The organism is Streptomyces sp. NPDC101166 (genome assembly GCF_044768125.1).
In the GTDB taxonomy this organism is placed as follows: Bacteria; Actinomycetota; Actinomycetes; order Streptomycetales; family Streptomycetaceae; genus Streptomyces.
This window is the reverse complement of sequence record NZ_JBIWPF010000062.1, coordinates 1-2,321: the sequence shown is the minus strand read 5'-3', so window position 1 is coordinate 2,321 and position 2,321 is coordinate 1. Positions and strand designations below refer to the sequence as shown.

The window sequence follows — 2,321 nt, the reverse complement described above, 5'->3', positions numbered from 1 at the left end:
TCGAACAACTCCGGCACCGACACCGAACCCAGATCCATCTCGGTGTCGTTCCACTCGACCAGCACCCGACGCCGCTCACCCTCACCGAAGACATCAAGCGTGCTCAGCCGGACCTGCGGGTCGGCGGCCAGCAGATCCAGGGCACGGACGAAGCGCTCGCGCAGACCGCTGACGGTGTCGCGGTCGAAGAGGTCGGCCGCCGCGACCACTTGGCCGTGGACGCCGGCCGGGGCGCCGTGGTCGTCGTAGGTCTCGGTGAGCCGGATCTCGATGTCGAACTTCGCCACGGCGGTGTCCGAGGACGTGCCGCCGCCTGTCGCGCCGGGGAGGTCGAGCACGGCCTCGGCGTTGTTCTGCAGGTCCAACTGCACCTGGAACAGCGGATGCCGGGACATCGACCGGCTCGGGGCCAGCTCCTCGACCAGCCGCTCGAACGGCACCTCCTGATGCGCCAGAGCCGACAGACTCGCCTCCCGCACCCGCTCCAGGACCTCACGGAACGTCGGGTCACCGGACAGGTCGGTGCGGATGACCAGGGTGTTGATGAAGAAACCGACCAGGTCGTCCAGCGCCTCGTCCGTCCGGCCCGCGTTCGCCGAACCGATCGGGATGTCCGTGCCCGCACCCAGCTTCGACAGCAACATCGCCAGGGCCGCCTGGAGCGCCATGAAGGGGGTCACGCCCTCGGCCCGTGCGACCTCCACGAGTCGTGCGTGGACCTCGGCCGGGATCTCCACCGGCACTCGGTGTCCTCGGTGGGACGCCACCGCCGGACGCGAGTGGTCGAAGGGCAGTGGCAGCTCTTCCGGAGAGTCCGCCAATACTTCGCGCCAGTGAGCCGTTTGGCGTGCGATGACGCTGTCGGGGTCACTCTCGTCGCCGAGCAGCTCGCGCTGCCACAGCGCGTAATCCGCGTACTGCACCGGCAGCGGCTCCCACGCCGGCGCCTCACCGACCCTCCGTGCCGCGTAGGCCGTCGACAGGTCGCCGGCCAGCGGGGCCGTCGACCAGCCGTCGCCCGCGATGTGGTGGACCACCACGACCAGCACACGCTCGTCGGGACCGGCCTCGAAGAGGGTGGCACGGATCGGAACCTCTACGGCGAGGTCGAAGGCGTACCCCTCCGCCTCGGCGACAGCGGCATCGAGTTCGGACGGGACCACTTCCACGACGCCCAGCTGCCAGTCGAGCGCGTCGAGTTCGATGACCTTCTGGTACGGCTCACCGCCTTCGGTCGTCGGGAAGACGGTCCGCAGGACCTCGTGGCGGCGGATCACGTCCTGGAAGGCGAGGCCAAGCGCGTTCCGGTCGACCTGATCGGCCATCCGCAGCACGAACGGAATGTTGTATGTCGAGCTCGGCCCCTCCAACTGGCTGATGAACCACAGGCGCTGCTGGGCGAAGGAAAGCGGGATCCGCTCGGGTCGCTGCCCTGCCGTCAGGGCCGACCGCGCCTGCCCGGCACCCGCCAGGCCGGCCGCGAGCCCTGCCACCGTCGGGGTGTCGAACAGGGCCCGCAGCGGAACCTCGACCCCAAGAACCGTGCGGACCCGGCTGATGAGACGGACGGCCAGGAGGGAGTGCCCGCCAAGAGCGAAAAAGTCGTCGTCCACGCCGACCTCGGGAACCCCCAGAACCTGGGCGAAGACGCTGCACAGGAGTTCTTCCCGAAGGGTGGCCGGGCGTCGGCTTCCGGTGCCGGTGGCGTACTCGGGGGCGGGCAGAGCCTTGCGGTCCAGCTTGCCGTTCACGTTCAGCGGCAGCGCGTCCATGGGGACGACGGCCGAGGGGACCATGTAGGACGGCAGCCGGTCACCGGCCAGGGCCTTGAGGATGCGCGGCAGCTCTTCGGCGACCCCGTCCTCGGCCGGCACCACATAGGCGACCAGGCGCTTGTCGCCGGGTACGTCCTCGCGGGCCACGACCACGGCCTGGGCCACCAGCGGATGCCCGGCAAGGACCGACTGGACCTCTCCGAGTTCGATGCGGAAGCCACGGATCTTGACCTGCTCGTCCGCACGGCCCAGATACTCGATCTGCCCTCCCGCGGACCAGCGCACCACATCCCCGGTGCGATACAGACGTCCGCCGTCAGTGGAGAACGGGTCGGCGACGAAACGCTCACCCGTCAGCTCCGGCCGGCCCAGATAACCACGAGCCAGACCCGCACCCGCGATGTACAACTCACCCGCCACCCCTGCCGGGACCGGGGAGAGGCTGCCGTCGAGGACGTAGACACGCGCGTTCGAGATCGGCCGGCCGATCGGGACGACTCCGTCCACGTCCGTGTCCGCGTACCAGGCCGTCGTGTAGACCGTCGC

Annotated in this window: 1 protein-coding gene; it reads right to left on the bottom strand. The window is 69.7% G+C overall.

Annotation, left to right across the window (positions count from 1 at the left end; genetic code table 11):
* The coding region (locus ACIRS4_RS36225) for a condensation domain-containing protein (RefSeq protein WP_404204212.1) at nt 1–2,321 on the bottom strand (2,321 nt) is incomplete at both ends.